Source organism: Brevibacillus borstelensis, assembly GCF_037834415.1.
Classification (GTDB): domain Bacteria; phylum Bacillota; class Bacilli; order Brevibacillales; family Brevibacillaceae; genus Brevibacillus; species Brevibacillus borstelensis_A.
The window spans coordinates 1-26,317 of sequence record NZ_JAUMSJ010000007.1; the positions used below are offsets into that span (position 1 = coordinate 1).

The window sequence follows — 26,317 nt, forward strand, 5'->3', positions numbered from 1 at the left end:
AGAAAGAGAAATGAGCATGGTGGAGGGAATTTTCATGGACATCCATAAACACGATCAGCTTCTCAGCTTGATGGAAGAGCATTTTTCCAAGGGGCAGATTGACGTACAATTTACCCAGTGGGACGGAGACAGCGACGATGAAGAAGTGACCCAGCTACGAGGCTCGCTCACCAGTTGGAAGCTGTCCGACAACGAATTTGCGGAAAAGGATTTGCTGATCGTCCTGGAATCAGAAACGGAAGGACAAGTAGAAATTTTGATGGAGATCCCTGCCGATGAGGAGAATCTTGGGGTTTTTGCGGATGAACGCCTCTCTGTCTACGGAACGGAAGCGGAGCTCATCTTGTCCAGATGAACGGCAGACGTCTTTTTCGCTATCTGGGGACGCCAGAAAAGATGAATGAACGTGAGGTCTACGCCTGCAAAAAGTACATCAGGAAGCATCGGGCCGCAATGAAAGAAGTGGGGAGAGTTCTTCTCGACCTGCCAGCGCTTCTGACACTGTTTCATTTGGATTGCGAAAATTGCCGTCTCGTTCATCGCGAAACTTGCTGTGAAGGCGGACAACCTTATGCCGTGGAAAACCGGCAAGCCGATCTGCTGGAGCGGGAATCGGGAGCCATCGCACGCCAGCTGTGGAGCGAACGCGACCAGCGAGGCTGGGCTGCCGAAGGGATCTGGGACAAACATTACGGCCTGGGCACGATTCGGATGGACCACGGGAATTGTTTATTCTATAAGGAGATAGACGGGAGACATGGGTGTTCCATCCACGCGTATGCCGAGAGATCGGGGGCGGATGTCGTTGCCCTCAAGCCGTTCAGCTGCCAGCTTTACCCTTTGGAAGTGATCGATATGGGCGAGGCCATTCTTTTGACTGCTTTGACCGAGGAAACGGCTCCTTTCTCCAGATGGGGCACCGATTATTTGGAGCATTTTTATTGTGCGAGCATACAACGGCGGATGGCGGCTGCGCATTTGGATGAACATTTTTTTGCGCTGACTGGCTATAAGCCAGCCTATCAATGGAATATCCCCCTGCTGCATGCACTGCTCGGCTCGGATGCGGGCCTTGCTCTGGACTTTCTGGGTAAGCGGAGCAGGAGGGAAACTGTCGTCACATAAGGACAACGGCAAGTTCCAGGCGTATGTTTCCGGGAGTTTTTGAACATCCTCTAGTAACGATATGGTATGATGGCTACGTCAGATAAGTAGATTGGCAAAGGAGCAACAGTGATGAACGCAAAGACGACAAAAGAATCCCGTACGATCCAGGCTTCCCTCGTACAGCCTTCAGACACCAACTTTCACGGCACGATGTTTGGAGGAAAAATGATGGCCTATATTGACGAAGTGGCTGCCATAGCGGCGATGAGGCATTCCCGCCGTCCGGTTGTCACGGCGTCCATCGATTCGATCGATTTTCTTACTCCCGTAAAAATGGGCCATTCCATATGTCTGGAAGCGATCATCTCCTCAACGGGAAAAACGTCTATGGAAGTTTTTGTAAAAATCATTTCGGAAAACTTGCGAACAGGGGAGCGAACCCTGACTGCCACCTCTTTCCTCACATTTGTAGCCCTTGGTGAAGACGGCAAGCCGACGCCAGTACCGCCCATCGTCCCGGAAACCGATGAGGAGCGCTATCTGTTCGAAACGGCAGAGGAACGCAAAAAAATGCGCAAGGAACGGAAGCGAAGCACGGAAGCTTTCGTCAGCCAATTAAATATTACAAAGAACATATAGCGTGAAAAACAAAGAAGAGGCGATGCCGCAATGGCAAGCCTCTTTTTTAGTCCAAAAAACGCGCCCGTATTTCAGCGGTGGGGAGCAGACAGGCGGCCGATCGGCCGAACCAGCGATAGCGGTTGCGAGCGAGGAACCGATACAGCCCATCCCTGAAGAACCTTGGAAATAGATAGCCGAGCACCGAGAAGATCGGCCAGGCTCCGTTCAAAAGCCGGCCCACACGCAAGACGGCATCGGAGCATACGAATGCTGTGCCCTGGTCGATCAGTACGACAGATGACAGGTCGTGGGCGGACAGTCCATGCTCCTGCAGCAAGCGTTGTCCTGTGGCTGACTGCAAGGAAGCGAAGCGGATGCGGCCCGCCGGATCACGTGGAATGATAAAGCGTACGGCGCTGTTGCAGAAATTGCAGACGCCGTCGAATAAAAGGATGGTGTCTGAAGGAGAAGCGTTTGACATGGCGGACACTCCTTGTCGAAAAGCAGACTGGCATATCGCTTACCTTCATCATAACAGGGAGAGCCGCCAGGTCAAGACGGCCAGGTGCTTGGCCAAGCCGGATTTAAGGGACGAGGCAGCCGCTTGCGACCAGTTCTGCTGCTTTGGCCATATCGAGGTGCATTTCCCGGTCTTCTGTTAGAGGCGGAATGACCTGACGGATTTTCGCATAAGCTTTTTCCGTTCCTACACCCAGTTTTCCCTTGCCGAACTCGATGGCCTGGGCAGCTGCGAGATATTCGATGGAAAGCACCTTTGCGGTGTTCGCGATGACGGTTCTCAGCTTCCGGGCGGCCGTCGTTCCCATGCTCACGTGATCTTCCTGGTTGGCGGAAGAAGGGATGGAATCAACGGAAGCAGGATGACACAGCACCTTGTTTTCCGAGACGATGGAGGCAGCGGCGTATTGGGTGATCATAAAGCCGGAATGCAGGCCGCCTTTTTCCGTTAAAAAGCCGGGCAACCCGCTTAATTGCGGATTGACCAGACGCTCGGTCCGCCGCTCGGAAATATTGGCAAGCTCGGCGATGGCAATCGCCAAAAAGTCAGCTGCCAGTGCCATCGGCTGGCCGTGGAAATTGCCTCCGGAGATGACGTCCCCAGTCTCCGTAAAGAGGATCGGGTTGTCAGTTACACTGTTGCATTCTCTCGTAGCGGCAGCGCGGACATATTCCCAGGCATCGCGGGTGGCCCCGTGCACTTGGGGAACGCATCGGAGGCTGTAGGCATCCTGCACGCGAAGTTCTCCTTGTGCTGTCGTCCGCTGGCTTCCCGCCAGATGGGAAAGCAGCTTGCGGGCGGATTCCTGTTGGCCGGGATGTGCGCGGACGAGGTGGAGTTGAGGATCGAATGCTTTCGGAATGCCGTGCAACGCTTCCACGGTCATAGCCGCGATGACATCCGCGTTTTCAATCAGAGCGTAGGCATCCGTCACAGCCAGGCAAAGGAGAGCTGTCATCGCCTGCGTCCCGTTGATCAGGGCCAAGCCTTCTTTGGCTTCCAGCCGGATGGGAGCCAAGCCGGCGGCCTCTAAAGCGGCTTTGCCGGGCATTCTTGTTCCGTTCATTTCCGCCTCGCCTTTTCCGAGCATGACGAGAACCATATGGGAGAGGGGAGCCAGATCGCCGCTCGCCCCCAAAGAGCCTTGCTGCGGAACGATCGGATGTACGCCGCGATTGCACATCTCGATCAAGAGGTTGATCGTCTCTTCCCGGATGCCCGAATAACCCTTGGCCAGTGCGTTAATCCGCAGTGCCATCATTGCGCGGACAACTTCAGTCGGATAAGGCTCACCCATTCCGCAGGCATGGCTCATAATCAGATTTTCCTGCAGCTGGCTGACGTCTTCCCGGGGAATGACAACGTCGGAGAACTTGCCAAAACCGGTGGTAATCCCGTAAACAACCTGTTGGTTCTGAACCATTTGCTCAACCATGGCGCGGGATTGCCGTATTCTTTCAATTGCCTCCGGTGTCAGTTCGATCTGTTCAAACTGCCTTGCAATGGCAGCTACCTGCTCGATCGTAAGCTGGTTTCCGTCCAAGCGGATGGACATGGTGCGCTGATTCATGATCATTTTCCTCCTTTAGCATAGCAGAGGACAAAAAGGAAGAGGGGCTAGGATTTTTATCCTAGCCCCTCTTCCCTTGCGGGTATGTGATTGTCAAAACGATCAAGCGTCAAGTTCTGCATCTTCTTCCCCGCTTTCCGTCCGCCTTATTCAGATGATTTATTCTATTCCCTATTGTAATACTAGTTTGCAAGCTGTCAAGTGTAAACGTTATCATCAGTGTCCGTATTCTTCGGCTGATTGCTTGCCTGGGAAAAAACGGGCGCTTATTTTTTCGATAAATGGGCAAGTGCGGTTTCTCGAAGCGGGTGAATGTCATACCATGTACTGTGCGATTTCACTAGAAAGGACGTGTGAGTTTGGAAAGACGCCGAAATATGCCTCCTATGCCGCCAGCCCTGCCAATGCCTTCGCGAAGGCCCAAAGAGATGCCAATGCCATCACCGAATATGCCGTCACCGAATCTGTCGCCCAACATGCCATCGCCAAATCTGTCGCCAATAATGCCGTCGCCAAATAGGCCGTCACCGAATATATCGCCCAACATGCCGTCGCCGAGCAGACCGCATCGGATGATGCCAAGACCGAGCAGGCCGAATCGAATGATGCCATCGCCGAACATGCCAAGGCCGAACAGACCGTCGCCGAACATGCCGTCACCAAATCTGTCGCCCAATATGCCATCGCCAAATTTGTCGCCAATAATGCCGTCGCCGAGCAGACCGTCGCCGAACATGCCGTCGAATCGCAGGCCCCCGGCTCCTTCGAGAAGACGGTCCCACCGACCAAGAGCCAAGGCTCATGCAGATTTTGAAATGCTGTTGTTTAAATATCGCATGCATATGGAGCGGATGCACCACTACAAGCAAAAATGCGAGCAGTACCGACATCACCGGAAAAAATACAACACGTACTATCGCCACTACGATCATCATAAAAGAAGAATGCGCCACTACTATGACATCTGTTATCCTCAGGATCATATGGGCAGCAGCTCTTCGGGATACGGTTCTTCCAGATGCGGCTTGACCGGATATGGCTCGTCAGGACATGGTTCGTCTTCCGGAGGATGCAATTGTGGCGGACCATGCTGCCAATAACAGAATACGCAAGGACGCTGTTCACGGTGAGCAGCGTCTCTTTTTTTACACAGGAGCCCGGGTGTCGTTTATTGCCTGTTTTTTAAACCTATAGACCTTCGGGAGAAAAGCCCGCCTTCTTCATTTCTCGCCGCAAGGTAAGGAGCGCGTCATCCTTGTTTTTGCATTCCAGCATGACATCGAAGCTGTAGTCGCTAAGCCTGGAGACCCATTCCATAAATCGTTCGGGATCAATATGATCGGCATGTGAGCGGAAATCGCTTTCACATTTTGGAGAGGAGAAATGAAACTTCGGGGTACGTGTTCCCCATGTATCCAGTATTCGGGGAATGTATTCGTACAAATCCTCGCCATTGTTGAGGCAGTCGTGGTGATGGACATCGAGAACCATCGGAATGCCGATCTGCTCGCACAGGGTCAGGACGTCGATCATGGAAAAGGAAGTGTCGTCATTTTCGACCACCAGCCGACGCTTTACATTTTCAGGCAATAGCTCGAAATGTTCAGCGAATCGTTGAAGTGAAGCTTCTTTGTCGTTGTAGACGCCGCCTACATGGGTAACCAGGACAGAGTTGTCATCGAGACCCATCAGATCAAAAACCCGTGCATGGTAGGAGAAATCCGCTATGGTTGATTTCAGGACATTCGGATTGTCTGTATTCAGGATACTGTAGTGACCCGGATGCGAGGTCAGGCGGATTCGATGCTTTTTCATATAGGCACCCGCCTTGTCGAAATCCCAGGTGAACTCCTTGGCCCAATCCCAATCTTCTGTGATCCGGTGAGTTGCCAGCGGGACGAACTCGGATGGAAGACGGTAGAGAAAAATACGATTTTCTACGTTGTAGGCAAAAATGTCCATCAGGTTAAAAAAGTTGGTCTGCAAAACTTGCCGCAGTTTTTTGAGCCTTGCTTCGGGGGAAAGCTTTTGCAGCTGGGCCACCGTCGTTTTCTTATTGGGATTGTTCGGACTGTCAAGGCGGATGCACGCATATCCGAGTCGTATCATCCGGAACCCTCCATTTCCGTATCTGGTTTCTCCTAGTATTTCCCCGAATGTCGGTTTCCACATGCTTGAGAACAGAATGCCTGTTACTGGGACCAGCGTTGTAGCTGTCAATCTCAAGTATCTTACAGAAATTCCGATAATATGAATAAGTTTCATTTCAATCAATACTTGTATGAATGGGAGAATTGCAAATGAATATAAGTCCAATTAATAGCCATACTTCATTATCATCCAAGGGAACGGGTAACGTAATGAAGAATCTGTTAGCGAAAAAGAAAGCTCTGCTTGAAGAAATTCAAAAAGTTTCTAAACGGGAAGATATGACCGAAAAAGAAAAGCAACTAGTCATTACCCAACTTATGGAACAAATAAAACAAATAGACAAAATGATGACGCAGCTTCAGGATAGTGAAAACACGGTGCAAGGCAATAAAAAGGAAAATTTCTACGAAGTGTTTATGGATGTGAAAAAAAACCGTACCCTTCGTGATCGCTTTGCAAATGATCCCGTGATGTAAACAGCAGCGATGCATGATCGTTTCCTTTTCGTGGAAAGCTAACAGCGATATTCTTTCAGGAGGAGACAAACATGGAGCACTATTTGGCAGAGCAGTACCGGGAAGGGCTGCAGGCGTTTGGGCACATGATGCCGGACGCTTTGCAGGCGTATAACGACTTTACCAGCAAGTGCTTTTCTTCCGGTTCCCTGTCCTCCAAGCAAAAGCATCTGTCAGCATTGGCGATCGCTTTGTACGTCGGCAATGAGCACTGCATCGTTTATCACCTGGAAGCATTGATGAGTGAAGGCGTATCCAAGCAGGAGATCGCCGAAACGGTAGCCGTTGCGGGGGCTTTTGGAGGGGGAGCGACACTCTCTCACGGCGTCATTTTGATCCAGGAAGTGATGGAGGAAAAGAATCAAGAGCTTCAATAAGCAGTCCTTTCGCCTCCCTTCCCGCTCTCGTGGGAAGGGTTTTTATTTACCAGATGAAGCAGGCCGATTCAAAAATCAAATTTTTCCGATCAAGCGCTTGAAGATTGACCAGTCGTTCATCCGCGGAATCCCTGACCGGGCGGATGATGCGGCGATCGCGTCCTCGATCATTGTCATGGCCCATAGCCTCGGGCTGCAGGTGCTGGGAGAAGGGGCGGAAACGGAAGAACAGCGGCGTTTCCTCGAAGAACGGGGGTGCGACGAAATGCAGGGATACCTGTTCAGCAAACCGTTGCCGGCCAAGCAAGCGGAAGATCTTTTAAAGAAACAGACTGTGATGAACAGTTGAACTCGTGCCATTTTTCTGAACTCCATGTATACTCGTAGTAATCATTTTAAATGATAACCAAGGAGGAGTGAGGGGACATGCGAGATCAGTTGGTCATCGATATCAGCGATGTTTCCTGGCAGAGAGAAGAGAGATACATCCTGCAGCATGTCGACTGGCAGGTAAGGAAGGGGGAGCATTGGTGCCTGGTCGGCCAAAACGGCTCGGGAAAAACGAGCCTGCTGAATCTGATTTGCGGCTACACATGGCCGACCAAGGGACAGGTTTCGGTACTGGGGCATCGCTATGGCGAGGTAGACCTGCGCGATCTGCGAAAGTCCATCGGCTGGGTCAGTTCTTCGCTGATGTCAAGGCTACATGAGACCGAGACTGCCGAGCGGGTCGTGCTGAGCGGGCGAGAGGCTACGATCGGCTTGTACACGAAACCGTCAGCGGAAGATGAGGACAAGGCAGCCGGTTTGTTGCAGGAATTCGGCTGTGGGCATCTGCGACATTCGCCGTTTCGGACACTTTCCCAAGGGGAGCGGCAGAAAGTCCTGATCGCCCGGTCTTTGATGGCTTCGCCACGCCTGCTGATTCTGGACGAGCCTTGTACCGGTCTTGATCTGCTGGCGAGGGAACAGCTCTTGTCCATGATCGCCCGGGTTGCACAGCAGCCGGATGGGCCTACCCTGCTGTATGTGACGCACCATATCGAGGAAATCCTCCCCTGCTTCAGCCATACCATGCTGTTAAAGGAAGGACGCGTGGTGCGTGCCGGGCAATCGCTGGAAGTATTGACCGAAGAAGAATTGAGCCGATTCTTTGGTGTTCCCTTGGAGCTTCGCGAAGCCAGCGGACGCGTGTGGGTAAGTCTGGGCGAGACGGCCCCTGCAAAGTAAGCGCGCTTTTTCAGCCACACCCCTGAGGCAATCGTGTATAATAAGAAGAAGAGGAATACACTCTTGGAAGGAGAGGAGAGATGGTAGCTTGACGAATGTAACCGAACAAATCGCCGAATCCACGTGGGCGATCCTGACCTATGAGGAAGCGTGGAAAAGCTATATCAACAGCTATGTGATAGCGAAAGACGATGCGTTTGTGCTGGTGGACTCCCATCTTCGCAAGCACCGCCCTTACTTCCAGCAAGCTCTTGTGGAGATCGGAGTCAAACCGGAGCAGATTGCCTATGTGTACTTCACGCATCGTCATGCTGACCATATCGGCAATGCCGACCTGTTTCCCTCTCGGCATAATTGGATTCATCTTGACGATTACTACGAGTTAGACGACTTTTCCCAGACTTTTTTCGGCCATACCTTTACTGGTGCAGGGGGAGACCTGCGGCGGCTTAAATTTCGCCAGCTTCCTTTCCATACAGAGGGATCCGTCGCTTTCTTTGATCCGGATACGAAAATATGCTTTGTCGGGGATCACATCCATTTTGGCGATACGCCATGGGAAGAACTCGTAGGCTACGGAACCGTGCAGCGGGACGCTTGCAGACAGTTCATCCGGCGGTATAAGGATGAGGAGCCGGAAAAGGCAGCCGGCTTTGCGGAAGGGCTGGAAATCCTGCTGGCTTGGCCGATTGAGTATCTGGCGACAGGGCACGGACCGATTTTGCGCGGCGATATCGCCCCTTTTTTCCGTGAATTGATCGAGCTTGTACGGGCGTAGGGGAAAACATGCGCCAGCGACCTTCCGAGAGGACATCGAACGAACGAGAAACCAATACAGCCAGGAAATAAAGAAGAACCGCACAACGGTAAAGTTTGTGCGGTTCTTCTTTTTCACAAAAGTCTATCTTTATCCGGCTATCCCGCTTGAGTCGAAGCTTTCGTCCATTCTTCCAGGCGTTTCTCCAGTTCTGTGCGATTCAGGCAAAGCGATAGACCGGATTTTGTCATAAGCTGATGCAAATGGGTGATGGCTCGCTCGTAGTTGCCCTTGGCCGCTTCGATTTCGGCCAGGCAGAGGAGCTTCCATTCCCGGTTGGAACGCTTGCCGGGGATCAGACTGTAGGCTTCGATCGCACTTTCGATCTCTCCCAGCCGGGCGTGCGAACAGGCAATCAGTCCAAGCGAGTCGGTCATGCCTTGATCCCGCTGATAAACGCGGAAGGCGATCTCCAGAGCCTCTGTATACTTGCCGCTTGTAAAATAGACAAAAGCCAGGTTGTAAAAAAGGTAGTGCACCATTGCCTGATTAAACAGGGAAGGGCGTTCCTTGCATACATTCAGCCCTTGGACAATGTATTTTTCGGCCAGTTCGTAGTTTCCCGAGAGGATCTCAGAAGTGGATTTATCGAGCATGGCAACCGTCCGCGTGCGATTGCGCCGATAGGATGCGTCCAGCCAGCGCTTGCGCCTTTCCGGGTTTTGCTTGAAAATATGTCCGATATATTGGTAGCGAAATGGCCAGTGCAGCCGCAAAAAAGCAACCAGCAATACGACGGCCACGCCTGAAAGCGTCGATGTCAGATTAAGGTCCAAATATTCCAAGCGGGTGACACCCTCTCTCTTTGCTGCGTCTCTCTTTCATCTTAGCACAGAATTGATGGCCTTGACAGATGGTTGCGTTCATTTGGACAACAGCAGAGTGCGAGTTTCGGACAGTGTTTGCAAATCGTTTGCTTTTACCTGGCTGCGTGAGAGCGTGTACAGCGTATCGCCGATATACACGATCCTCTCCACGTTTTTCGCGCTGTCGTACCAATCCTGGCCGGCTTTTTTCAGGTCATCCGGGTTCAGATGAGTAATGGTTCCTCGCAGGACAAATCCGTCCTGTTCGCTCAGTCGGTATACGTAGGCCCCTTGGAAAGCAAAGCTTCCGTACGCGCGAATATCTTTCGCCGCTTTTTGTTCTGCCGTGAGCTCGTAAACAGACACCGGGAAGGCCAGCAGTTCTTTCTCTTTGGAAAACAGCAGCGCTTTGTGATTGGACAGCAGCTCGGAATCCGTCCCGCGATCTCCGATGACGGTGTGAAACTTCTCTATCGGCCTGGTCACATCGGTCACGTCGAACAAAGCCAGCTTCATTCCCTGGTAAAAGGCGGTCTCCTTGTCGGCAGCAGCGTCTTTGCCAAACCCGATGACATGATGTTCATCGTAGGGGTGGAGGTAGTCGCTGTAGCCAGGGATTTTCAAGGCACCCAGGACCTTGGGTGAATCGGAGCGCTCGAGATCGATTACAAACAGCGGGTCCACTTGTTTAAAAGTTACCATGTAGGCTCTGTTGCCCATAAAACGAACGGAGTAGATTTTCTCGCCGGGAGCGATTCCTTCCAGCTTTCCGGTTTCCTTCATCTGCGAATCAAGCACGTACAGGTTGTTTTTCGAAGTCCCCTCGTCTGTTCGCCACATGTCGCCGGACGTTGTAGCGATGCGGAAAAATCCATTGTGCTCATCCATCGAAAACTGGTTGAGCACGCGGCCCGGTACCGTCCCTTTCCCGGTATAGGCAAGGCTGCCGTCCTTCATCGAAAAACGGTAGAGCGACGTCTCGCTCTTCATGGCCGGTGCGGGATGGGGGGCGACCAGCGATTTTTCCGCCTTGCCAGCTGCTGCAACCTCCTGCTGAGTGACTGCCACGTACAGGTTTTTTTGCGAAGCGTAGACGTTTTCTCCGGAACCGAGATACGTATGGATAGAGACGGCCTGCTTGGGATCATCCAGGTTGGCGCCTGCGACGATCAGGTAGTTCGGCTGGATCGCTTCGGGAAAGTAGCGGATGGCCGAATAATCAACGGTTTTGTACTGCTCCGATAGTGCCGTATCCCGGTAGAGCGGTCCAGGCACTTCCTGGGACTGGTGGGACAGCGTGTACCAATCAAGCGTCTTGTTGGTCACGAGATAAAAGCTGGAGCCGATCTTGCGCGAGGTTACGTAGTAGCCGTCAGCCTCCAGCTGTCTCGTCAGGCGTGGAGAACGCTTGTCAGAAATATCGTAGATCAGCGCTTGCGCCATCGTGTTCGAGTGTCCGGGCATGAAACGTTTGCCGTTTGCAACGATACGGTCGCGTACAGCTTTCGGATGGGACTGTCCGATCACGACCAGCCGCTTTTCATCCACGTACATCTCCTGTGGTGTAAATTCATCGCTTGCAAAGGTTAATCTGCTGACGAGCTCCATACTGCTTGCAGGGCGTGCGCGAATGATTCGGACTTCGTCAGTGGTCGCCTGGTACAAAAACGTCCCGTCCGTTTTGACGACATCCGCTTCGTCCACCCCCTGAACCTGCACGTTGGTAGAGGAGTAGGCAGGCGTATCGGCGGCTGGAGCGTTGACTGTTTTCGCGTTGACCATTGGCGCTCCTCCCCTCACCTGCAGCGCTTCCGCAAGTGCTGGCTCAGCTACGCCATACTGGAGACCATTCGTTTCCTCATAGTCCTTCAACAGCTTTTTGAGATGTTCATAGGAACCGACGACCGGAAGAGACTGGTCTTGCTCCGCAGTGGCCGCCGTGTTATTGACAGCGGCTGCATATTCTTTTGCCGAAACTGCGGTTTCCTTTCCGACCATACTCCCTGCACCCATCCAAACAGGTGCAGCAGCCAAGACGAGCACGCTTGCCAATAGCCCGCCAATCCATTTTTTCATGCGTATACGCCTCCTTGTGTACGACAGGAAGGAATCCTTTCCAGCCTGATCCGCTTTCCTGTAAAGAATACTCGATCAAACCGGCAGAGCCAGATTTTTCTATCTCTAAGACGGCAGGGGGACGAAAATGTTTCACGCTGCGAAAGCGCACATTCTACGGACGAAAGCGAAGCGGGTATGATATAATGAGAGGCGGTTTAGGATATCGACACTACACATGGGTAAAAAGGAGCGACAAAGATGGATACATTGAAGCAAAGCATCCTGGAGCTGATTACCGAAACCTCGACGAACCTGCCTCCGGACGTGCGCCGCGCCATCAACGACGCAAAAGCAAAAGAAGACATGGGCACCCGCGCTGCTCTGTCATTGTCAACTATTGCCAAGAATATCAAGATGGCGGAAGACAACGTTTCCCCCATTTGCCAGGATACCGGAATGCCGACGTTTGAAATCAAGACGCCAGTGGGCGTAAACCAGCTTGTCATCAAGAAAGCGATTTACGAAGCAGTCGTGGAAGCGACCAAAACCGGCAAGCTGCGTCCCAACTCCGTAGACTCGCTCACCGGAGCAAACAGCGGGGACAACCTGGGACCGGGAACTCCCGTCATTCACTTCGAACAGTGGGAAGAAAACGAAGTCGAAATCAAGCTGATCCTCAAGGGTGGCGGCTGTGAGAACAAAAATATCCAATACTCCCTCCCCTGTGAGCTCGAAGGCCTCGGAAAAGCAGGCCGCGATCTAGACGGCATCCGCAAGTGCATCCTGCACGCCGTTTACCAGGCGCAGGGACAAGGCTGCAGCGCCGGCTTCATCGGAGTGGGCATCGGCGGCGACCGGACGTCCGGCTATGCGCTGGCCAAGCATCAGCTGTTCCGCCGCGTCGAAGACGTAAACGAACTTCCCGAGCTGGCTGAACTGGAGAAATACATTATGGAAAAAGCCAATGAGCTCGGCATCGGGACGATGGGCTTCGGCGGCGTTTCCACGCTGCTCGGCTGCAAAATCGGCGTTGAAAACAGATTGCCGGCCAGCTTCTTCGTATCTGTCGCCTACAACTGCTGGGCGTTCCGCCGTCAAGGTGTCCGCCTCAACGCGGAAACGGGCGAGATCATTCGTTACCTGTACAAAGATGAGCCGGTTGCCATGAATCTGGATGCGGAAAGCGACCAGCCTGCGGCGGAGCGTCGTGAGGTTGTGCTTCAGGCGCCGATCACCGAAGAGCAAATCCGCAGCCTGAAGGTAGGGGATGTAGTCATCATCAACGGCATCATGCATACCGGACGCGATGCGCTGCACAAATACCTGATGGACCATGACTGCCCGGTTGACCTGAACGGCGGCGTCATTTACCACTGTGGTCCTGTCATGCTGAAAGACGAGCAGGACGAGTGGCACGTAAAAGCAGCCGGACCGACAACCTCCATTCGCGAGGAGCCCTACCAGGGCGATATTCTCAAAAAATTTGGCATCCGCGCCGTTATCGGAAAAGGCGGCATGGGGGCAAAAACGCTGAAGGCGCTGGGAGAGCACGGTGCAGTATACCTTAACGCAATTGGTGGAGCAGCGCAGTATTATGCAGACTGTATTGAAAAGGTGGAAGGTGTCGACTTTATGGAATTCGGCATTCCAGAGGCAATGTGGCACCTGCGCGTGAACGGTTTTGCCGCGATCGTCACGATGGACTCCCATGGCAACAGCCTGCATGCCGATGTGGAAAAGAGCTCGCTGGAAAAATTGGCCCAATTCGCAGACCCTGTTTTTTAAATAAGCCGAATACAAGTACGTGACAAAAAGTCACTGGCACTGGAAACGCTGCCGGTGACTTTTTTTTGATTGATTGGGAACCGTTTGGCAGTTCCTTGCATCATACAGGCAGAACAAGGAGGTGAGACATCTGAATGATCAACAGTTTGACGAGTGGGTGGAGCGGTATGCCGATCGGCTCGTTCGCTTGGCCTACACGTACGAGCGAAATTGGCAAACCGCGGAGGATCGCGTGCAGGACGCATTTGTAAAAGCGTATAAACAGTACCATCAGCTGCGCAGCCAGCACGAGCCATTCCCCTGGTTGGCCAGAATCGTCATCAATGAATGCAAGATGTCGTGGAGAAGAACATGGAAGGAAGTTGTCACGGCCTGGCTCCCGGAGACGAAGCCACAGGACAGTGCAGAGACGCTCTTCATCAACAAGCTGGAGGCAGATGATCTATACGGGCATGTGCTGAATCTTTCCGAGCCTTATCGCACGCCGATTATCCTCTACTATTTTGAAGAGCTGTCGGTAGAAGCGATCAGTCATGTTCTCGCGGTCAGCAAGGGTACTGTCAAATCCCGACTGGCGAGAGGACGAGAACGACTATATCGGGCACTGCGAAAGGAGGACAGTCATGGAGCATCGGTGGAAAAATGCAAAACGACAGTATGAAAGCCATCAATTAGATATGGTTGTTTTTAAGAAACGCCTGTACAGCAAAATCGAAGACGAAAAAAAGGGGGGACTGTCCCGTAAAAGGGATGGGTGGACAATGAAAAAAATCGCGCTCGCAACGGCTGCTGTTCTGGGAATCGGATTCTCGGTAAGTGTTGCCGTCTCACCGACTATGGCCAATTACGTTTCGTCGTTCTTAAACCGTCATTTAGACAACGGTGTCCAGAATGCGGTTGACAAGGGATATGCTAAATGGACCGGAGCAAGTGTCACTGACCAGGGCATCACCATAAAAGTGGCGGATGTCATGGCTGATCCGGCCCGCCTGGTCGTGTCTTTTCAGCTCGAAGACGGGAAAGGTGAAAAATGGGTGAAGCATCTGATCAAGCACAAGGAAAACAAAATGTATGTGACGGATGAAAACGGACAGGTGCTCACCGAACACTTCAGCCAATATGTACGGAGAGATGACTACGGCTACTACCAGTTTGTACTCGGCGAAAATACACCTAAGAAGCTGCAGTTGCACATGGAATTAAAGAAAATGGAAACAAGATTTGGAGAGGGGGCAAACGATTTTATAGACGGCGACTGGAAGCTAACCGTGCCGATCGACATGGATAAGAGCTTGACCGTTTCCAAAACGGTGCCGCTCGAAAAAACGATCGAAACAACTCCAGGATTGACAATAAAAGCCAGATCAATTGAGTACACGCCAAGCGCGGCTCGATTGACGCTGGAAGCAACATGGACAGAGGAAGCCCGAAAACGCTTGGAGGGTTTTGGCAAACAGCTCAACGCGACCGAGACAGACATGAAAAAGCTGAAAGCCTACGATTTGAACTACCGGATCAAGGATGCCGATGGAAATGAGATCGTCTCTTCCTCGCGCAGCATGGCAGAAGGGGGAGGTCCGCTCTTGGAATCGTTCAGAAAAGGAATAGAAAACGGCGTAGAAAAAGACGTTTACGACATCGTCTTTCTTCCGCCCAAACAGCACGGGGAGATGACGTTCGAGCTTGATGGCGTCACTCTGCAGGAACCATCTCTTTTGACCATTCCAGTCTCTGCCGATACACTGGCAAAAGGTCCGGTCTCGAAAGAGGGGGAAGGGCTTCGTGTAACCGTTGAGAGCATGTCTATGGAGCAGGAACCGGAATCGAAAAAAACAATGGTAGCTTTGCATGTGCGAGAGGAATATAAAGTTAATCCCAATTTGGAGTGGTATCTGACCGATGAGAAGAACCGATCGTACGACTTGAAAAATGAACCTGTGCCATGCCAGGTTGAAGCCGATTCGAATGGCGATGCCTTGACAGTCTGCGAGAGAACGATGTTCGTCAAAGGAATGGAGAAGCTGCCGAAAAAGGCCGAGCTCAAGTTGAGAATGGAACCGAAATACTACGGTCACTTGAACTCGCGTCTTTCATTGCCGATGGCGAAAGAGTAGGTGAGGGCAAGCGCCTCCTGATCTAAACTGGTTTTTGCCGTTCAACACCCGGGTCAATAGACTCGGGTGCTTTTTGAGATGTATGCCCGGTGCAAATCGAAGTCATTTCCATATTCTGTATCAGGACCTATCAAAAGGAGAAAGGGACATTAACAGAATGCGGTGGAAATATGCAAGAGGCATGACGAGAGAAACGAGAAAAAAAGTCTGGAAAGTTCGCGATAAACGAGGAAACATCGGTTATTTTAAGTATCCTTACAATACCTCCAAAAAACGCAGGAAATATCGCCAAATGATCATGAACGAATACCTAGCGATTTCCCTTGCAAAAAGCTTGGGACTTCCGGTAGCAAAGTTCAAACCGGCAATAGTGCTGGGACCCGACAGAAAAAAAGTGAAAGGCTATATTTCAAGGCGTGTTGATGCAAAAGAAGTCATTACGTGGCAGCGGGCAAAAAAAGAGGTGCAACGCTGTCCTGAGTTGTTTGTAAACGATATCGAGCTGTTGGCTCAAGTGATCGTGTTTGATGCGTGGATTTTGAACAAGGATCGCACCAGTGTCAATCTCGTACTCTATCGGGATAGTCCAGAGGAAAAATACAACTGGTATTTAATTGACCATGGAAGCGCACTGCTTGGCTCGCCTAACAATTCTCCTTTTGCTCGTGTAAAGGGGATCAAGCACCCTCAGCTAAAAAAACGCATGAGAATCCCTTCCGGCATGCAGAAGCTCGTTTTACGCAACAGGCCGGCTGTAGACGAAATGGTAAAAAGGATTCAAGGGCTGCCGGCATCCGAAATTAATCGGGCTATCAGCACTGTTCCCAAGCAGCTCGCGTTGACGAAACGAAAAAAGGAAGTCCTGCGAACATTATTACAATATCGTCAAAAATGCATAGATATGATCATGCTGGATATTCTCGAACCAATCAAGCGGAACAAACTTGGTTTGCTGTAACCCTGTAAGGTTCTGAAACTGTTTTATGGAGAAGAGCCTGTCACGGCGGATAGCGTAGGTGTTTGACTAATCTTGGGAAAATGGGTAATCGTTTATTTCGCCGGCAGGCGGGCGGGCATAGGTTAATAACGAATCAAATACAAGAAGGAGTGGTTTACGTGAATTACGTAGTCCAACCCGGGGATACATTAAATGCGATAGCCGCCCGCTTTGGGGTTCCCGTACAGGAACTGATTCGAGTGAACAACATTCCCGCCCCGTACTACATTTACATCGGTCAAACGATCTGGGTGCCCGTTCGACAGCCAGGCCCGCCACAACCGCCTCGTGACGACGTCGATCGTCGCATCCGCCGCCTCGATGAGCGCATGGATCGGGCTGAACGCAACATCCGGGAGCTGGACCGGCGCGTCACACGACTGGAGACGAGAGTAACCCGCTTGGAGGCTCGTCCGCGTCCACGTACGTAATCTTACACCCGGCCCGGGGAAAGCCCTCGGGCTTTTTTATGTCCTTTCGCCAATTCGGCCAAAACCGTGGCGGAAATCGACTTTTGTGCTTGAACTCCTGCCGAGTGGGAGCTACGATTAAAAGAACAAAGACAGGGGGGAAACAAATGAAGTGGAATGTTGCCTTGCTGCAAATGGACGTTGCTTTCGGACAGCCGGAAAAAAATATGGAAGCGATTCGGAATTTTGTCGAACATCTTCATGCATCGGAGGAGAGAGCGGATGTAATTCTCTTGCCGGAGCTGTGGGATACGGGGTATGACTTGAAGCGACTGGACGAGATTGCCGACAGGGACGGAGAGCGAGCCAAGCGATTGCTGAGCGAATCGGCGAAAAAGCTGCAGGCCCACGTGATCGGGGGTTCTGTCGCGGAAAAAAGAAATGGCCAGGTGTACAATACGACCTACGTGTTTGATCGCAGCGGGGTGCTTGCAGGCAGCTATTCCAAGGCTCATTTGTTTCGGCTGATGGAGGAGGATAAATACCTCGCGGCCGGAGACCAGCCTGGCATGTACATATTGGACGGTCAGCCTGTGAGTTCCGTCATTTGCTACGACATACGCTTTCCGGAGTGGGTGCGGGTTCACGCGCTCCAAGGAGCGGGCGTTTTGTTCGTCTCAGCCCAGTGGCCCCATCCCCGGTTAAACCACTGGCGCCAGCTGCTGATCGCACGCGCCATCGAAAACCAGATGTACGTCGTCGCCTGCAATCGCGTCGGAGAAGGAGCGGGGACTACGTTTTGCGGGCATTCCATGGTGATCAACCCTTGGGGGGAAATTGTTGCCGAGGGAATGCAGCAGGAAGAGATCATCCGAGCGGAAATCGACCTTGCTCTCGTAGATGAAGTCAGAGGGAGAATTCCAGTGATTGCCGATCGGCGGCCGGAATTGTACCAACTCTAGAAATGATCAAAAATTGGGCGAATGGACTCGTGTTTCCCTTTCTCCGTTGCCGCTCGTGCCGCATACGGTGGTAGGAGAGGAACAGAGGAGGTGCGGTTCATGTTTCGGCTGAATGGAAAAAACGTTCGTCACCATTTTGACGGTGTCTATGGAAAAGTGGTGCAGGTACGGGAGCTGATCGAGGTCTTGGACCAAATGTTTGATTCGTTTCACAGAGTAAACAACATCAGCCGCTCCATGCTTGGGCCGAGAAAATCAAGCCCCAAGCAGTTGGATCGGCTTCGCTGAAAAGCTGATAAACGAAAGCAGAACAAGCAGTAGAACCGCATCGGCAAAAGATGCGGTTCTTTTTGTTCAGCCAGGCTATTTTCGGGGAAGCTGCTCCATTGCCATGCGAACCAATTCCTTGACCATGCCCCCGCCCAGCTGACCGCCGATCCGCCCGGCATCATGAGCAGTCAACTGTCCGTTGTACCCGTTTTTGAGAGGGACATGCAGTTCATTCGCCACCTCGTATTTCGCCTGCTCGGGCTGCTCTACCCCTGCCACCCTGGCTTTCAATTGATCCAGCCCTGTCTGTGCTTGCGGCACGAGAGGACGTCTTCGTCTGCTCATGCGAAATCACCTCAAAGGTAGTTTGCCCATTAAATCAGCGCTTTTCGCTCTTTAAAGCTTTCATTTGCATAGTAGGTATTGGCAACCAGCAAATTGGGACCTGCGCAAGAGGCAGCCGGACAGTAGCAGTTGATGTTCTGGTTCAGCGGATGGGCCTGCCAGCGTTCGAACATGGCGTCTAAACGATCGCTCTGAATGTTGCCCAAAGGAGCGACATCTCCGAAGTCAGTGACAATGACGTCGCCTGTAAAGACGTTCACGTTGAGTCTGTTTCGGCCGTCCGGGTCGTTGCGGACCGTTATGTTTTTTGCTTCCCGCAGTTTGCGGATCAGCTCTCTGTCAGCCTCCAGAGGGCTGCAAGCAAAAAACGGCAACGTACCAAACAGCATCCACAAGTTCTCGTTTCGCACCGTCAGCATGGACTCAATGGCCTCACGCAGCTCATCGAGAGTCAAAACATCCAGCTCGCGCGCGAAATCGCTGGCGTACATGGGATGCACTTCGTGACGGCGGCAGCCCATTTCTTGAATTTGCTTGTGAAGCACATCCAGTTTTTTGTGTGTTCGGGGGTTTAGCATCGTTTCGGCAGATACAAAAACGCCGGCGTCCGCAAGCTTCCGAGCATTGGACCGCATCGTGTCAAACTGCTGCTCAGCCTGTTTGGAAGAAACCATCTGCCTGCTTTTTGCGTAAACAATGGTACGGAACTCTTCGGGCGTCGCCCAGTTCCAGGACATATGCATCACATCTATGTAAGGCAATATCATTTCATACCTGGAAAATGGCATCGACAGATTGGAGTTGATCTGGGTGCGAAGCCCTCTATCCGTCGCATAGCGAAGCAGCGGAAGGATGATTTCCTTGACCGTGCGCTCGCTGTACATCGGTTCTCCGCCTGTTATACTGAGGGTAGCGAGGTCCTGCGCTTCATCCAGACGATTCAGGATGGTCTGGATCGGCAGGGCAGGATCGTCTTTGAAACGAAGGGTGTCACCAACTGCACAATGCTCGCAGCGGAGGTTGCACAGATTGGTAACCGTAAACTCGACACTTGTCAGCTTGTAGGCAGGCGGCGTCGCATGAAAAAGCGGCTCCCACGGGTCGTGCTGAGGTGTAAGCGGTGTAGTTGGTACCATACGGATCATGGATTGACCCCTCCTTCATTCTGCGTACATTCCTCTAATTATACTGATGATGGAACGGAAGGAGAATAGATAAAACATGATTATGGGGATTTCTTTTGCTCGCGGTGTCCTGTTTCATGATCGGAACGTCCTGGCTTGTGCGGAAGTGAAAAACGGCGTGATTGAGGTGTGGGCTGAAAAAATCAGCTTGCGAACAATCGGCAAGCTGTGGGTGCGGATCTTTTTCTCTTTTCCCTGGTATTATCAACTGTTGCATCTCGGACTTTTGCTGTATGTGCTGGCTGCGGTGGTGTACCCGGAAACAGCTATCGTCGACCCATGGTGGGCAGCCATATACGTCGCAGGCTTTCATTTTGTGTTTCCACGGGAATTAAAAAAGTTCCACGGAGCTGAACATAAGGTTTTCAGCTACAGGGGAGAGAAGCGGCTGGAGTCTTGGGAGGAAATCGCCCGGGCGGACATCGTGAACGCCGGCTGCTCGACCAATCTCGTCGTTTGTTTTTTTGCCGGTTTTTTGCTGGCTGTTCCGTTCGTCCCGCTCGCTTTCAGCGTAGCGGCCGGGTGCTTGGGAATTTTGCTCGGGATGGCGGGAGACAGGCTGCTGCGCAAATACTGCGGCTTTTTGTATCGAATCTCGGCCTTTTTCCAGCGGTACGTGACCACCAAGGAACCAAACCGGCTTCATTTGGAGACTGCCATCCGCTCGTATCGCCAATTTGAATATATTCGGAGCAAGGAAGCGAAAACGACAGAGGCAGCGTAAAAAGCGTAAAAAAAGACCGCTCTCCGGCAGTCAATCATCTAGAGAGCGGCCGTTCTTCCAATTTGCGGTAAATTTTCCCTTTGTCCACATAGGACTGGCGGATGCGCTGAAGCTCCTTGAAGTCGTCTTCAGTCAGCTCGCGCTTGATTTTGGCGGGCGAGCCGATGACAAGTGTGCGGGGAGGCACTTTCATTCCCGGCGGAACGAGCGCACCTGCTCCGACCATCGCTTCCTCGCCGATCTCCGCACCGTCCATCACGATTGAGCCCATGCCGATCAAGGCGCCGCGCCGGATCACGCAGCTGTGCAGGACGACATTGTGTCCGATCGTGACTTCGTCTTCGACGATCAACGGATTTCCCGGGCTTTGATGCAGCGTGCTGTTGTCCTGTACGCTGACCCTGCGGCCGATGACGGTGGGAGCAATGTCGCCGCGGATGACGGTATTGTACCAGATGGACGTATCCTCGCCAATCGTTACATCGCCGGAAACGACAACGCCTTTTGCCAGAAAGACGGACTCATGAATGCGGGGGATGTGATTCTCGAATGGAAGCAGCATCATCGATATATCTCTCCTGTCTCAAGGTTTTGCTCATAAAATGACACCCTATATTGTACTACAACGCTGGTACTTTAACAATTTTTCCAGTGTTTCCAGCGGCTTTCGGTTGACCAGGAAACACAGATATGGTATATTATTTCTTGCTGATTCATACGAGTGGGCAAGGAATGCGGGTAGTCGCTGCCGCGGCCTTCATGGTCGGCGGTAGAGGAAAGTCCAGGCTCGCCCAGACTGAGATGTCTGGAGTGTTCGTACCTGGTGCAAACCAGGGCAGCGAGGCATTCGCTTCGCTGACGGCGCGGAAAGGGTTCTCTCGGAGACCCGAGTACGCTGAAAGTGCCACAGAAACGTAGCTTCCCTGGCGACAGGGGAGATGGAACGCGGTAAACCCTGCGAGCGAGAAACCCAAATTTGGTAGGGGAACCGTCCCGAAGGAACTGAACGGAGGGACGGATGGCATCCCGGATGCCATAGATAGATGACTACCGCTCTTGGTGCGAGGAGCAGATCCGTTTGCAGCACGGGAGAGACAGAACCTGGCTTACAGCATTTCTTGCTTCTAACGAGACAACGAAAACCGTCTGAGTACATTCAGACGGTTTTTTTGGCGTTTGCAATCCTTTAATTTACGAAGAAATCGTAATGTTGTACTCTCTCATCCACAGATCAATGGACGCGAGGTAGGCAAACATCTGCGGGCTGCCCATGAGCTGCCCGAAATAGGGCTTTCCCGATGCTTCCGCGTCTGACAGCGCGAAGGCTCTGACCTTGCCCTGGTCAATGATGTGATGCAGAGGCGATGAGCCGTCCTCCAACACCTCGAGCAGCCAGGAGCGCGTAGCTTTCGTATAAGCCGGGTTATGCGTTTTGGGGTAAGGACTTTTCTTTCTGTACAGCACTTCCTCAGGGACGATTCCCTCGAGTGCCTTTCGCAGGATGCCTTTCTCTCGATTCCCCCAGTTCTTTATGTTCCAAGGGATATTCCAGACGTACTGCATCAGACGATGATCGCAAAAAGGAACGCGGGCCTCCAGGCCTGCCTTCATGCTCATCCTGTCTTTGCGATCGAGCAGGGTATTCATAAACCAGGTGAGGTTCAGGTAAAACAGCTCCCGCCGTCTGGCATCGAGCGGGTTTTCGCCCGGCAAGCGGGGCACCTCATCCAGAGTTTCCTCATAGCGCTGGGCTGCGTATTCCTCGGGCTTGATCCAGTCTCGCATCTCGGCGGAAAGCCAGTCAGCGCGTTCACGTGTAGCCTGTGCCCAGGGGAAGGTGCCCGCGTTGAACAGCTGTTCCCGATGAAACCACGGGTACCCGCCAAACATCTCGTCGGCGCATTCTCCCGACAAGACGACGGTAGTCTCCTTCTTGATTTCGCGGCAGAACAGGTACAGAGAAGAGTCGACATCAGCCATCCCTGGCAGATCGCGGGCGAACAGGGCAGTATGCAGGGCGCTGACCAATTCAGGGGTATCAAATTCGAGGGTATGGTGAAGGGTGCCAAACCGTTCGGAGATCAAGCGGACAAAAGGGGCGTCATCAGTCGGCTGGAAGTCGCTTTGCCGGAAATGAGAGGCATTGTCCACGTAATCGATGGAGTACGTATGGAGCGGGCCTCGTCCCTCCTCCTGAAACACACCCGTAGCGATTGCCGTGATCGCGCTGGAATCAAGGCCGCCTGACAACAAGGTGGCGATCGGCACATCGGAGACAAGCTGGTGTTTTATCGAGTCAGCCAAAAGCTGGCGAACAGTGGCTGCAGTCTTCTCCACATCATCCTCGTGCGGCTGGCTTTCCAGCCGCCAATAACGCTTGATCGAAACGCCATCGCGCGAGACTGTCAAATGGCAGCCGGGCCGCAGTTCTTGAACCCCTTGAAAAACGCCGTGCCCCGGGGTGCGCGACGGTCCGAGCACAAAAACCTCCGCGAGTCCTTCCCGCGACAAGACGGGCTTTACCGCAGGGTGGGCCAACAAAGCCTTCAGCTCCGAAGCGAACAAAAATACGGGTCCCCTTTCGGCGTAAAAGAGCGGTTTGACCCCAAGGCGATCACGGGCCAAAAACAACTGCTGCTTCCGTTCATCCCATACGGCGAAGGCGAATATTCCATTGAGCTTGTGCACGCAGTCCGCTTCCCATTCCATGTAAGCGGCGAGCAGAACCTCCGTTTCCGAGTGGGAGCGAAAGGAATGGCCGCAGGCGATCAGCTCCCGGCGGATGTCCTCCGTGTTGTACAGCTCCCCGTTGTACACGAGCGTATACGCCCGCCCGTCTCGCTGGCGTGACATTGGCTGACGGCCACCGGCAGGGTCGACAACGACCAGACGGCGATGACCAAAGGCCGCGTGCTTGGAGTCAGCGTGCCAAAAACCTTGTTCATCAGGCCCCCGATCCGTTAAAGTCTGTGTCATTGCTTCCAAAACAGCTTGTTCGTGGGTAACGTCCTTCTCCCAATCGATCCAGCCGGTAATTCCGCACATTCGTCTTCACCCTTCCTGCTGTAGAAAAATGTAGGCAAAAGCTATCATATGCAAAACAGCCGGTCCGTTTGTCTGTCCAGCAGGGAAAGCGAAAGAAAAAGCGGAATTGTTAGAATATAACTTTTCGGAGGTAGGGCCTTGGAGCATTTGACGCTGCTATTGATCGAGAGGATGGGCATCCTGCTGACCATCGCCTTTATCCTGACGAGAATTCCGCTGTTTCGCCAATTGCTCGACCGTGAACTGCAGTGGTGGACGTCGGTGGCGTACTCCTTGCTGTTCGGTCTGTTCGGCATTGCGGGCACGTATGCAGGAGTAGTAGTCCACGAGCAGACATACAACCCGTCTTTCTGGATTTTCCCCCTTCAGGAAAGTGAAGTCGTCGCCAATTCCACATTGGTTGGTGTCGTCATCGGCGGCTTGTTGGGAGGACCGCTCGTCGGCCTAGGGGCCGGGCTGATCGCCGGCTGTCATCTGTTCAGCCTGGGCGGTCTGGGAGTCTGGGCGTTTGGCTTGTCCAGCCCGATCACCGGACTATTGGCTGGATACGTAGCCCGTTTTTTCTCGCAAGAACGCGTAATTTCGCCGGCAAAGGCACTGTTTATCGGGATGTTCGCTCCGATCATTCAGATGTCGCTACTGCTCATTTTGGCTCAGCCCCCCGAGCTTGTTCGAACGATTGTCAATAGTGTCGGGATCCCCATGGTGCTGACCAACAGCATCTCGATCGCTATTTTTACGACGATGATCCGAATCGCGCTGCGGGAAGAGGAGCGCTCTGCAGCAATGGAGGCGGAACGCGCCTTTACGATCGCCGAACGCATCCTGCCCCACTTGAAGATGGGCCTGACACCGCAGACGGCCCAATCCGTGGCCCACATCCTGCTCAAGGAAGCGAAAGCCAGCGCCGTGGCCGTGACAGACAGAGAGCAGCTGCTCGCCCACGTTGGAGCCGGATCGGACCACCATTTGGCCGGGGAGCCGATTCGCAGCGAGCTGGCCCGCCGCGTCATTTATACGGGAGGCTTGCAGACGAGTCTTTCCCGCGATCAGCTTCCCTGCGAGCAAAAAAACTGTCCGCTGCAAGCCGCTATCGTCGTTCCGATTAGAGAAGGAGAAAGTGTCGTCGGTCTGATCAAGCTGTACTTCAAACGACCGCAGCAGATCGGCAAGATTCAGGAAGCGCTGGCAAAAGGTCTGGGAAACCTGCTGTCCAACCAACTGACGATGATGCTTGCAGAAAAGATGAAAGGTTTGATGAAGGACGCCGAGCTGCGAATGCTCCAGGCCCAGATTCATCCCCATTTTCTCTTTAATACATTAAACTCGATCGTTACCTTAATTCGGATTGATCCCGATTTAGCCCGCCATATGACGATTCAACTCGGGGTTTTCATGCGGCTCAGCCTCAAAATGACCTCGACACCGCTCGTATCCGTCGGCCAGGAGCTGCAGCACCTGAATGCGTATCTGGAAATTATCGGCATTCGCTTTGCAGATCAATTTACGGTCTCTTGCGAAGTAGAGCAGGGAGTGGAGCAGGCGTTGATTCCATTCGGTACCCTGCAGTCGCTGGTCGAGAACAGCATCCAGCACGGCCTCAGCGGAAAGCCAAGCGGCGGCCGGATCGCGATCGCTGTAAGAGAGGAGGGGTCCAGTATCGCTGTCCTGATCGAAGACAACGGAGCAGGCGTTCCGGAGCCGCTCTTGAACAAACTGGGCAGTACGCCGCTTGAGAGCAAAGAAGGCAACGGCATCGGCGTATACAATGTCAACCAGCGTTTGATCAGCCTGCTCGGCCCGGAAGCGAGACTTCAATTTTTCAACCTGCCGGATGGAGGCTGTCTTATCCGATTTGCCATTCCACACAGACGAGGAGAAGATGCCTGATGCAGATCCGTATCATGATCGCCGAGGATGAAAGGCTGGCGAGGGAAGAGCTGGTCTATTTGCTGGAGCAGGAAAGCAATGTAGTGGTTCTGCCATGTGCGACCAATGGCCGCGAGCTGCTGCAGCTGGTAGAGGAATACGAACCCGATGTCGTGTTTCTCGACATCAGAATGCCGGAGCTGGAAGGCGACCAGGCTGCACGTATGCTGGCCGCGCGCAAGAAACAGCCGCTGCTCGTATTTTCCACGGCTCACGAGGATTACGCAGTGGAAGCGTTTAAGTTGAATGCGGTCGATTACCTTTTAAAGCCAACGGAGCCCCACCGGCTGAAGGAAACGCTGCAACGGCTGAGGAAACGGCTTGCGGAAGCGGCCCCGCCCTCTGCTCCGCCTCCTGCCGCGAAGGTAGCGAAGATGATCATCGAGGACAACAACCGCCTGGTGGTCATTGATCCGAGCACCGTGATGTACGCTGTCCGGGACGAGCGGGTCGTTCAGATCTGGACAGAGGGGGACGTCTATACGACGAGGATGACGCTGCAGCAGCTGGAGGAGAAGCTCCAGGCTTACCCGTTCTTTCGGACGCACAAGAGCTACCTGGTTAATTTGCAGTATGTAAGCGAGCTTCAGCCGTGGTTCAACGGCGCGTACAATCTGATCCTGAAAGGACCGAACCCGGTCAAGCTCCCGGTCTCTCGGACAGCTGCGAAAGACCTCCTGAAGCGTCTGGAAGGGTAATAGCTTGACTTTGATCCCGTATTTTTTGCTTTTGACGCGCAGCTTTTTGCATGTCGCGCGCGAATGTAAACAATATTGGGAA

Annotated in this window: 28 protein-coding genes and 1 other RNA gene; 19 read left to right on the top strand and 10 right to left on the bottom strand. The window is 52.8% G+C overall.

Translation table 11 applies throughout. From position 1 onward, the window contains the following. The 3 genes from Q3F21_RS08465 to Q3F21_RS08475 all read left to right on the top strand — a co-directional run. Positions 1-355: hypothetical protein (locus Q3F21_RS08465; RefSeq protein WP_340251320.1), on the top strand; the 355-nt coding region annotated here is incomplete at its 5' end. 41 nt (positions 356-396) lie between these two features. Next, a complete protein-coding gene (locus Q3F21_RS08470) occupies positions 397-1,125 on the top strand; it encodes a DUF3109 family protein (RefSeq protein WP_340251322.1) in 729 nt (242 codons plus the stop codon). 111 nt (positions 1,126-1,236) lie between these two features. Then, positions 1,237-1,746 carry an acyl-CoA thioesterase gene (locus tag Q3F21_RS08475; RefSeq protein WP_340251324.1) on the top strand — a complete coding sequence of 170 codons (510 nt, stop codon included), beginning with the start codon at positions 1,237-1,239 and terminating at the stop codon, positions 1,744-1,746. Positions 1,747-1,792: 46 nt separating this feature from the next. Here Q3F21_RS08475 and Q3F21_RS08480 read toward each other — a convergent pair whose 3' ends face one another. The 4 genes from Q3F21_RS08480 to uvsE all read right to left on the bottom strand — a co-directional run bounded on the left by Q3F21_RS08480 (position 1,793) and on the right by uvsE (position 5,927). Then, positions 1,793-2,209 carry a thiol-disulfide oxidoreductase DCC family protein gene (locus tag Q3F21_RS08480; protein ID WP_340251326.1) on the bottom strand — a complete coding sequence of 139 codons (417 nt, stop codon included), beginning with the start codon at positions 2,207-2,209 and terminating at the stop codon, positions 1,793-1,795. Between the two features lie 103 nt (positions 2,210-2,312). Beyond that, positions 2,313-3,818, bottom strand: coding sequence for a histidine ammonia-lyase (gene hutH / locus Q3F21_RS08485; protein WP_340251328.1), 1,506 nt, complete (start codon positions 3,816-3,818; stop codon positions 2,313-2,315). A 340-nt stretch (positions 3,819-4,158) separates the two neighbouring features. Further along, on the bottom strand, positions 4,159-4,554 hold the full coding sequence (locus tag Q3F21_RS08490; RefSeq protein ID WP_340251330.1) for a hypothetical protein: 396 nt from the start codon (positions 4,552-4,554) through the stop codon (positions 4,159-4,161). A gap of 452 nt (positions 4,555-5,006) precedes the next feature. Beyond that, positions 5,007-5,927, bottom strand: coding sequence for a UV DNA damage repair endonuclease UvsE (uvsE, locus tag Q3F21_RS08495; protein ID WP_340251332.1), 921 nt, complete (start codon positions 5,925-5,927; stop codon positions 5,007-5,009). A 191-nt stretch (positions 5,928-6,118) separates the two neighbouring features. On the opposite strand from uvsE, the gene Q3F21_RS08500 reads away from it, so the two are divergent. From Q3F21_RS08500 to Q3F21_RS08520, 5 genes are all read left to right on the top strand, one after another. Further along, on the top strand, positions 6,119-6,445 hold the full coding sequence (locus tag Q3F21_RS08500) for a FlxA-like family protein (RefSeq protein WP_340251334.1): 327 nt from the start codon (positions 6,119-6,121) through the stop codon (positions 6,443-6,445). A 71-nt stretch (positions 6,446-6,516) separates the two neighbouring features. Further along, complete coding sequence (locus Q3F21_RS08505) at positions 6,517-6,861, top strand: carboxymuconolactone decarboxylase family protein (protein ID WP_340251335.1); 345 nt, start codon at positions 6,517-6,519, stop codon at positions 6,859-6,861. Positions 6,862-6,949: 88 nt separating this feature from the next. Beyond that, positions 6,950-7,210 (top strand): EAL domain-containing protein, encoded by a 261-nt coding sequence (locus tag Q3F21_RS08510; RefSeq protein ID WP_340251651.1) that lies wholly within the window; start codon positions 6,950-6,952, stop codon positions 7,208-7,210. Positions 7,211-7,287: 77 nt separating this feature from the next. Continuing rightward, positions 7,288-8,091, top strand: a complete 804-nt coding sequence (locus Q3F21_RS08515) for an ABC transporter ATP-binding protein (RefSeq protein WP_340251337.1) — start codon at positions 7,288-7,290, stop codon at positions 8,089-8,091. Positions 8,092-8,179: 88 nt separating this feature from the next. After that, a complete protein-coding gene (locus tag Q3F21_RS08520) occupies positions 8,180-8,869 on the top strand; it encodes an MBL fold metallo-hydrolase (protein WP_340251339.1) in 690 nt (229 codons plus the stop codon). A 137-nt stretch (positions 8,870-9,006) separates the two neighbouring features. Here Q3F21_RS08520 and Q3F21_RS08525 read toward each other — a convergent pair whose 3' ends face one another. Both Q3F21_RS08525 and Q3F21_RS08530 read right to left on the bottom strand, forming a co-directional pair. Continuing rightward, the gene (locus Q3F21_RS08525; RefSeq protein WP_340251341.1) at positions 9,007-9,693 is read right to left on the bottom strand and encodes a hypothetical protein; all 687 of its coding nucleotides are present in this window, start codon (positions 9,691-9,693) and stop codon (positions 9,007-9,009) included. Positions 9,694-9,771: 78 nt separating this feature from the next. Next, complete coding sequence (locus tag Q3F21_RS08530; RefSeq protein WP_340251343.1) at positions 9,772-11,790, bottom strand: beta-propeller domain-containing protein; 2,019 nt, start codon at positions 11,788-11,790, stop codon at positions 9,772-9,774. Between the two features lie 240 nt (positions 11,791-12,030). On the opposite strand from Q3F21_RS08530, the gene Q3F21_RS08535 reads away from it, so the two are divergent. The 7 genes from Q3F21_RS08535 (at position 12,031) to Q3F21_RS08565 (ending at position 18,328) form a co-directional block, all read left to right on the top strand. Continuing rightward, a complete protein-coding gene (locus Q3F21_RS08535; protein WP_340251344.1) occupies positions 12,031-13,557 on the top strand; it encodes a FumA C-terminus/TtdB family hydratase beta subunit in 1,527 nt (508 codons plus the stop codon). Positions 13,558-13,678: 121 nt separating this feature from the next. Next, positions 13,679-14,218: an RNA polymerase sigma factor gene (locus tag Q3F21_RS08540; protein ID WP_340251346.1), complete on the top strand. Its 540-nt coding sequence runs from the start codon at positions 13,679-13,681 to the stop codon at positions 14,216-14,218. Next, positions 14,181-15,671, top strand: a complete 1,491-nt coding sequence (locus Q3F21_RS08545) for a DUF4179 domain-containing protein (RefSeq protein WP_340251348.1) — start codon at positions 14,181-14,183, stop codon at positions 15,669-15,671. Before Q3F21_RS08540 ends, Q3F21_RS08545 begins: the two co-directional genes overlap by 38 nt. Positions 15,672-15,852: 181 nt before the next feature. Further along, the gene (locus Q3F21_RS08550) at positions 15,853-16,629 is read left to right on the top strand and encodes a HipA family kinase (protein WP_340251350.1); all 777 of its coding nucleotides are present in this window, start codon (positions 15,853-15,855) and stop codon (positions 16,627-16,629) included. Between the two features lie 158 nt (positions 16,630-16,787). Continuing rightward, positions 16,788-17,099, top strand: a complete 312-nt coding sequence (locus Q3F21_RS08555; RefSeq protein ID WP_340251352.1) for a LysM peptidoglycan-binding domain-containing protein — start codon at positions 16,788-16,790, stop codon at positions 17,097-17,099. 146 nt (positions 17,100-17,245) lie between these two features. Then, positions 17,246-18,040: a carbon-nitrogen family hydrolase gene (locus tag Q3F21_RS08560; RefSeq protein WP_340251355.1), complete on the top strand. Its 795-nt coding sequence runs from the start codon at positions 17,246-17,248 to the stop codon at positions 18,038-18,040. Between the two features lie 99 nt (positions 18,041-18,139). Next, entirely contained in the window at positions 18,140-18,328 is a 189-nt protein-coding gene (locus Q3F21_RS08565; RefSeq protein WP_340251357.1) for a hypothetical protein, read from the top strand. Positions 18,329-18,403: 75 nt separating this feature from the next. On the opposite strand, the gene Q3F21_RS08570 is transcribed toward Q3F21_RS08565, so the two are convergent. Beyond that, complete coding sequence (locus Q3F21_RS08570; RefSeq protein WP_340251359.1) at positions 18,404-18,655, bottom strand: alpha/beta-type small acid-soluble spore protein; 252 nt, start codon at positions 18,653-18,655, stop codon at positions 18,404-18,406. Positions 18,656-18,684: 29 nt separating this feature from the next. Beyond that, the gene (yfkAB, locus tag Q3F21_RS08575; RefSeq protein ID WP_340251361.1) at positions 18,685-19,800 is read right to left on the bottom strand and encodes a radical SAM/CxCxxxxC motif protein YfkAB; all 1,116 of its coding nucleotides are present in this window, start codon (positions 19,798-19,800) and stop codon (positions 18,685-18,687) included. Between the two features lie 76 nt (positions 19,801-19,876). Between yfkAB and Q3F21_RS08580 the strand changes: the two genes are divergently transcribed. Continuing rightward, entirely contained in the window at positions 19,877-20,563 is a 687-nt protein-coding gene (locus Q3F21_RS08580) for a DUF1385 domain-containing protein (RefSeq protein ID WP_340251363.1), read from the top strand. A gap of 34 nt (positions 20,564-20,597) precedes the next feature. On the opposite strand, the gene Q3F21_RS08585 is transcribed toward Q3F21_RS08580, so the two are convergent. Continuing rightward, positions 20,598-21,128, bottom strand: coding sequence for a gamma carbonic anhydrase family protein (locus Q3F21_RS08585; RefSeq protein ID WP_340251365.1), 531 nt, complete (start codon positions 21,126-21,128; stop codon positions 20,598-20,600). 165 nt (positions 21,129-21,293) lie between these two features. Between Q3F21_RS08585 and rnpB the strand changes: the two genes are divergently transcribed. After that, positions 21,294-21,677, top strand: an RNA gene (gene rnpB / locus Q3F21_RS08590) — RNase P RNA component class B. 77 nt (positions 21,678-21,754) lie between these two features. On the opposite strand, the gene asnB is transcribed toward rnpB, so the two are convergent. Further along, entirely contained in the window at positions 21,755-23,608 is a 1,854-nt protein-coding gene (asnB, locus tag Q3F21_RS08595) for an asparagine synthase (glutamine-hydrolyzing) (RefSeq protein ID WP_340251367.1), read from the bottom strand. A 138-nt stretch (positions 23,609-23,746) separates the two neighbouring features. Here asnB and Q3F21_RS08600 point away from each other — a divergent pair, with 138 nt between their 5' ends. Further along, entirely contained in the window at positions 23,747-25,498 is a 1,752-nt protein-coding gene (locus tag Q3F21_RS08600; RefSeq protein WP_340251369.1) for a LytS/YhcK type 5TM receptor domain-containing protein, read from the top strand. Next, a complete protein-coding gene (locus tag Q3F21_RS08605; protein ID WP_340251371.1) occupies positions 25,498-26,235 on the top strand; it encodes a LytR/AlgR family response regulator transcription factor in 738 nt (245 codons plus the stop codon). The genes Q3F21_RS08600 and Q3F21_RS08605 overlap by 1 nt, the downstream gene beginning before the upstream one ends. Positions 26,236-26,317: the final 82 nt, after the last annotated feature.